Here is a 5,715-nt window from a genome sequence, read left to right as displayed (position 1 = left end):
CCCTCCATGCCGGCCAGGTTCACGTCCTTGGACAGTTCGCCGTAGAAGAACTCCGACAGGGGCATGGCCTGCGCCAGCCTGGCGTCGAAGCCGGCCGCGCCTTCCTTGCGCACGATGCTGTCCGGGTCCTCGCCGTCGGGCAGGAACAGGAAGAAGGCCTGGCGGCCGTCGCGCATGCGCGGCAGCACCGATTCAAGCGCTTTCCAGGCGGCGCCGCGTCCGGCGCGGTCGCCGTCGAAGCAGAAGTAAACGTCGGCCGAGTTCCGGAACAGCAGCTCGGCATGGTCGGGCGTGGTGGCCGTTCCCAGCGTGGCCACCGCGGTGTTCACGCCGAACTGGAACAGCGCCACCACGTCCATGTAGCCCTCGACCACCACCAGCCGCGGGATCTTCGAGTGCGCCTGCTTCACCTGCCACAGGCCGTAGAGTTCGCGGCCCTTGTGGAACAGCGCGGTCTCGGGCGAATTGAGGTATTTCGGGCCGTCGTCCTTGTCCAGCACGCGGCCGCCGAAGGCGATTACCCGGCCGCGGCGGTCGTGGATGGGGAACATCACCCGGTCGCGGAATTTGTCGTAAACGCGCCCGCTGTCGCTCTTGGACAACATACCGGTCTTGTCCAGCAGCCCCAGCCGCCGCTCGTCGGTGCCCAGCGCGTCCTTCAGGGCATTGAAGCCGTCGGGCGCGTAGCCGATGCCGAAGCGCGTGCGGTTTTCGGCGTCCACGCCGCGCTTGTCCAGGTAGTCGCGCGCCTTGGCGCTGCCGGCCAGCTGCTGGATGAAGAACTTCTCGGACGCTTCCAGCGCCATGTACAGCTCGCGCGACTCGCCGCTCTGGTTGCGCTGCTGGGTGTCGCGCGGCACTTCCAGCCCGCAGCGCTTGGCCAGCTCCTCGACCGCGTCCAGGAACTCCAGCCGGTCGTAGTTCATCAGGAAGCTGATGGCGGTGCCGTGCGCGCCGCAGCCGAAGCAGTGGTAGAACTGCTTGGTCGGCGACACCGTGAACGACGGCGAGCGCTCGTCATGGAACGGGCAGCGCGCCGAATACTCCCGCCCCTGCCGCTTGAGCGGCACGCGCGACCCCACTACCTCGACGATGTCCGTCCGGGCCAGCAGGTCGTCAATAAACGCGTCGGGAATCCGTGCCATACGCCCTCAGGATGCCACGCCGGGAAAATGCACCAGGGACATTTTCCCGTGCGCCGGGGCCACAAGGGACGGGGGCGCGTGAAAATGTCCCTGGTACATTTTCACTGGGTTTAGCCGGCGAGGGCTTTTTTCACCAGCTGGGATACCAGGCCCATGTCGGCCTGGCCGGCCAGGCGCGGCTTGAGCACGGCCATCAGCTTGCCGATGTCGGCCGGGCCGGCGGCGCCGGTTTCGGCCTTGGCCGCGTCGATCGCCGCCTGCACCGACGCTTCGTCTATCTTGGCCGGCAGGTAGGTTTCCAGCACGCCCAGCTCGTAGCGCTCGATCGACGCAAGGTCGTCGCGGCCCGCGGCGTCGTACTGGCTGATGGAGTCCTTGCGCTGCTTGACCATCTTCTCGATCACGGCCAGCACCAGCGGGTCGGTCATTTCGACGCGCTCGTCCACTTCCTTCTGCTTGATGCCGGCGTTGATCAGGCGAATGACGCCCAGGCGATCCTTCTCGCCGGACTTCATCGCGATCTTCATGTCTTCGGTCAGCTTGGCTTTGAGGCTCATGGCAATTCTCCTGGGTCTAGAAACACGAAAAGCCGGCGACGCTTGCGCGTGCCGGCTTTCCGGAAAGCACCGCGACTCAGTACAGGCGCTGGCGCTTGGTGACGTCGCGCGAGCTGCGGCGCAGCTGGCGCTTCACCGCGGCGGCGGCCTTGCGCTTGCGTTCCTGGGTCGGCTTCTCGTAGAACTCGCGCTTGCGGGTTTCGGCGAGGACGCCAGCCTTTTCGCAGGTGCGCTTGAAGCGGCGCAGCGCAAACTCGAACGGCTCGTTTTCGCGGACTTTGACAGACGGCATGTGGACTTCCTGGATACGTGGGTTTCGCCCGGCACGGCCGGTGAGCCGCGTATGATACGCGGGCCCCGGGGCGTCAGGCAAGCCTGATCCCCGGTTTGTCCTTGAATCTTTCCCTACGGCCCATAAAAACAAGCACATGCGAGTCCTGGGCATCGAAACCAGCTGCGATGAAACCGGCGTGGCGGTGTACGACACCGACCGCGGCCTGCTTGCGCACACCCTCTACAGCCAGATCGCCCTGCACGCCGAGTATGGCGGCGTGGTGCCTGAACTGGCCAGCCGCGACCACGTCCGCAAGCTGCTGCCCCTGGTCCGTCAGGCCCTGGCCGAGGCCGGGCTGGGCACGGCCGACCTGGACGGCGTGGCCTACACCGCCGGCCCCGGCCTGGTGGGCGCCCTGATGGTGGGTGCCGCCACCGGCCGGGCCCTGGCCTGGGCCCTGGACCTGCCGGCCGTGGGCGTGCACCACATGGAGGGCCACCTGCTGGCCCCGCTGCTGGAAGACCCGGGCCTGGCCCCGCCCTTCGTGGCCCTGCTGGTGTCGGGGGGCCACACCCAGCTGGTGGAAGTGGCGGCCATCGGCGACTACCGCCTGCTGGGGGAAACCCTGGACGACGCGGCCGGCGAAGCCTTCGACAAGACCGCCAAGCTCATGGGCCTGCCGTATCCGGGCGGGCCCGAACTGGCCCGGCTGGCGGAATCGGGCCGGCCCGGCCTGTTCAAGTTCTCCCGCCCGATGACCGACCGGCCGGGCCTGGACTTCAGCTTCTCGGGCCTCAAGACCCAGGTGATGCTGGCCTGGCAGGCGTCGGACAAGACGCCGGAAACCCGCGCCGACATCGCGCGCGGCTTCGAAGATGCCGTGGTCGAGACCCTGGCCATCAAGTGCGACCGCGCCCTGGAGCAAACCGACGCCCGCACCCTGGTGGTGGCCGGCGGCGTGGGCGCCAACACCCGCCTGCGCGCCCGGCTGCAGCGGCTGGTGCAAAAGCGCGGCGGCCGGGTCTGTTTCCCGCGCCCGGCGTTCTGCACCGACAACGGCGCCATGATCGCCTTCGCCGGCGCGCTGCGGCTGCAGGCGGGGCAGGGCGAAGGCGCCATCGTCACCGTCCAGCCACGCTGGGACATGGCAAGCTTGCCGCCTCTTTAGGGAAGGACCCGCGGCATGGACAAGGTTTTCATCGAGGCGCTCGAGATCCCCTGCGTGATCGGCATCTACGACTGGGAGCGCAAGATCAAGCAGTCGATCGTGCTCGACATCGAGATGGCGTTCGACAACACCGTACCCGCCGGCACCGACAACATCGTCGACACGCTGGACTACAAGGCGGTCAGCAAGCGCCTGATCCAGTACGTGTCCGAGTCCGAGTTCGGCCTGGTGGAAACATTGGCCGAGCGCTGCGCCGGAATCATCACCACTGAGTTCGGCGTCAGCCACGTGCGCCTGAAGTTGAGCAAGCCCGGCGCGGTCACCGGCTCGAAGGCCGTGGGCGTGATGATCGAGCGTACGCGCGCGCCGTGAGCACCGCCTGGCTGAGCCTGGGAAGCAACCTCGACGCCGAGGCCAACCTGGCGGCCGCGGCCCGCGCCCTGCGCGCCCGCTTCGGCGCCGTGGTGTTTTCGCCGGTGTACCGCACGCCGGCGGTGGGCTTCGAGGGCCCCGATTTCCTCAATGCCGCAGCGGTGCTTGATACCGATCTGGACCCGTTCGCACTCAACGACTGGCTGCACGCGCTGGAAGACTCCCAGGGACGCCAGCGCGGCGGCGCGCGCTTCTCCAGCCGCACGCTGGACATCGACATCGTGTTCTTCGACGACCTGGTGCTCAAAGGGCCCGGCAACCTGGAGCTGCCGCGTCCGGAGCTGCACCAGGCGTTCGTGCTCAAGCCGCTGGCCGACATCGCGCCCCACCACCGCGTGCCCACCACCGGCGAAACGCTGGCCGCGCTGTGGGACGCGCACGCGCAGGCCGCGCAGCCGCCCGCGCTGGACACCCTTTCGCTGGCCTGAGGCCTCGTCCGCGGCGCCCCGGCCACGCAGGCCGGGCCGTGACTTCCGGCATTGCGCTGCAGCGCGGCTGTCGCATACTGGCGGCCACTCAACCGGAGGGCTGGACGATGTTCGACAAGATCTCCCGCAGCTGGACCCTCGTCAAAGCCAGCGCCGCCGTGCTCCGCTCGGACAAGGAGCTGCTGCTGTTCCCGGTGATTTCGGCCATCGCCACGCTGGTGGCCACGGCGACCTTCCTGGTCCCGGTGATCGGCCTGCGCATTTTCGAAGGTGGCAACATCGGGGTGATGGGAGCGGTGGTCGGCTTCCTGTTCTACCTGTGCCAGTACTTCGTTATTTTCTTCTTCAACACCGCGCTGGTCGGCGCGGCGATGATCCGCCTGGAGGGCGGTGACCCCACCGTGGCCGACGGCCTGCGCATTGCCCGCAGCAAGCTCGGCGTCATCCTGGGTTACGCAGCCATCGCCGCCACGGTGGGCCTGCTGCTGCAGATGATCAGCGAGAAGTCCGGCTTCATCGGCAAGATGGTGGTCGGCCTGGTGGGCATGGCGTGGACGCTGGCCAGCTTCCTGGTGGTGCCGATCCTGGTGTCGCGCGACGTGGGCCCCATCGACGCCATCAAGGAAAGCATCGCCCTGCTCAAGCGCACCTGGGGCGAGAACGTCGCCGGAAACGTCGGCATCGGCCTGGCGTTCGGCCTGGTGCTGGTGCTGGTGGTGCTGGCGGTGGTGGCGCTGGTGATCGGCGCGGCGGCGATGGGCGGCGTGAAGCTGGCGATCGTGGTCGGTGTTGTCGGCGCCTTCGCCATCGCGACGGTGGCGGTGGTGCAGGCGGCGCTGTCGGGCATCTATTCGGCGGCGGTGTACCGCTACGCCATGGATGGCCACGCGCCGGCGGGCTTTGCTGGCCCGCAGCTGCAGGCCGCGTTCCAGCCCAAGTAAGCGCCCCTCAGATCGTGAGCGCGCGTCCGCCGTCCACCCGCAGCACCTGGCCCGTGGTGTAGCGCGCTTCCTGCAGCAGCCAGCGCACGGCCTCGGCGACATCGTCGGGGTCGCCGGCGCGGCCCAGTGCGGTGCTGGCCAGCATGGCGGCTTTTTCGTGTTCGGCCTTGCCTTCGGCCGGCCACATCACGGCGCCGGGGGCGACGGCGTTCACGCGCACGTCCGGGCCCAGTTCCTTGGCCAGCGATTGGGTCAGCATGACCAGCGAAGCCTTGGCCATGCAGTAGATCGTGTGGTTCTTGAGCGGCCGTTCGGCGTAGATGTCGGCCAGGTTGACGATGGCGCCGCCGCTGGCGCGCAGGTGCGGTGCCGCGGCCTGGGACAGGAAGAACGGCGCCCGCGCATTGGACGCGAACAGCTCGTCCCACTGGGCCGGCGTGGCCTCGCCCACCGGGGTGGGGAAGAAGGCGCTGGCGTTGTTCACCAGCGCGTCCAGGCGCCCGAAGCGCGCCACGGTGTCGGCCACCAGGCCCGACAGGGCGTCGATGTCGGCCAGCTCGCACTGAAGCACCAGCACGCTGCCGGGGCGATGTCCCTCGAGTTCCCCGACCAGGGCGTCCATCGGCGACTGCGACGCGCGATGGTGCAGCGCCAGATCGTAGCCGGCCGCATGCAGGCGGCGGGCGATACGGGCGCCAACGCGCTTGGCGGCACCGGTGATCAGGGCGACGGGATGGGGATGGGTCATTCGGGACTCCGGAAGTTTGTCG

Annotated in this window: 8 protein-coding genes; 4 read left to right on the top strand and 4 right to left on the bottom strand. The window is 68.5% G+C overall.

Annotated features, from left to right (window positions below):
• The 3 genes from dnaG to rpsU all read right to left on the bottom strand — a co-directional run.
• A partial coding sequence (gene dnaG / locus K0M70_RS12845) for a DNA primase (RefSeq protein ID WP_290782548.1) occupies positions 1–1,145 on the bottom strand: 1,145 nt, incomplete at its 3' end.
• A 110-nt stretch (positions 1,146–1,255) separates the two neighbouring features.
• Positions 1,256–1,702, bottom strand: coding sequence for a GatB/YqeY domain-containing protein (locus K0M70_RS12840; RefSeq protein WP_290782546.1), 447 nt, complete (start codon positions 1,700–1,702; stop codon positions 1,256–1,258).
• A gap of 76 nt (positions 1,703–1,778) precedes the next feature.
• A complete protein-coding gene (rpsU, locus tag K0M70_RS12835) occupies positions 1,779–1,994 on the bottom strand; it encodes a 30S ribosomal protein S21 (protein ID WP_002808376.1) in 216 nt (71 codons plus the stop codon).
• Between the two features lie 136 nt (positions 1,995–2,130).
• On the opposite strand from rpsU, the gene tsaD reads away from it, so the two are divergent.
• Genes tsaD through K0M70_RS12815 form a run of 4 tightly spaced genes read left to right on the top strand, consistent with a single transcriptional unit; the run spans position 2,131 to position 4,945 of the window.
• Positions 2,131–3,144, top strand: a complete 1,014-nt coding sequence (gene tsaD / locus K0M70_RS12830; protein ID WP_290782544.1) for a tRNA (adenosine(37)-N6)-threonylcarbamoyltransferase complex transferase subunit TsaD — start codon at positions 2,131–2,133, stop codon at positions 3,142–3,144.
• Between the two features lie 15 nt (positions 3,145–3,159).
• The gene (gene folB / locus K0M70_RS12825; protein WP_290782543.1) at positions 3,160–3,516 is read left to right on the top strand and encodes a dihydroneopterin aldolase; all 357 of its coding nucleotides are present in this window, start codon (positions 3,160–3,162) and stop codon (positions 3,514–3,516) included.
• Positions 3,513–4,004, top strand: a complete 492-nt coding sequence (gene folK / locus K0M70_RS12820) for a 2-amino-4-hydroxy-6-hydroxymethyldihydropteridine diphosphokinase (RefSeq protein ID WP_290782540.1) — start codon at positions 3,513–3,515, stop codon at positions 4,002–4,004. The genes folB and folK overlap by 4 nt, the downstream gene beginning before the upstream one ends.
• A gap of 38 nt (positions 4,005–4,042) precedes the next feature.
• The gene (locus K0M70_RS12815; RefSeq protein ID WP_290782538.1) at positions 4,043–4,945 is read left to right on the top strand and encodes a DUF6159 family protein; all 903 of its coding nucleotides are present in this window, start codon (positions 4,043–4,045) and stop codon (positions 4,943–4,945) included.
• A gap of 7 nt (positions 4,946–4,952) precedes the next feature.
• Here K0M70_RS12815 and K0M70_RS12810 read toward each other — a convergent pair whose 3' ends face one another.
• On the bottom strand, positions 4,953–5,693 hold the full coding sequence (locus K0M70_RS12810; protein ID WP_290782536.1) for a pteridine reductase: 741 nt from the start codon (positions 5,691–5,693) through the stop codon (positions 4,953–4,955).
• Positions 5,694–5,715: the final 22 nt, after the last annotated feature.

It is taken from the genome of Arenimonas sp., assembly GCF_019459675.1.
Classification (GTDB): Bacteria; Pseudomonadota; Gammaproteobacteria; order Xanthomonadales; family Xanthomonadaceae; genus Arenimonas.
Note: the sequence above shows the minus strand (reverse complement) of the source record. Positions and strands in the feature narration are given on the sequence as shown.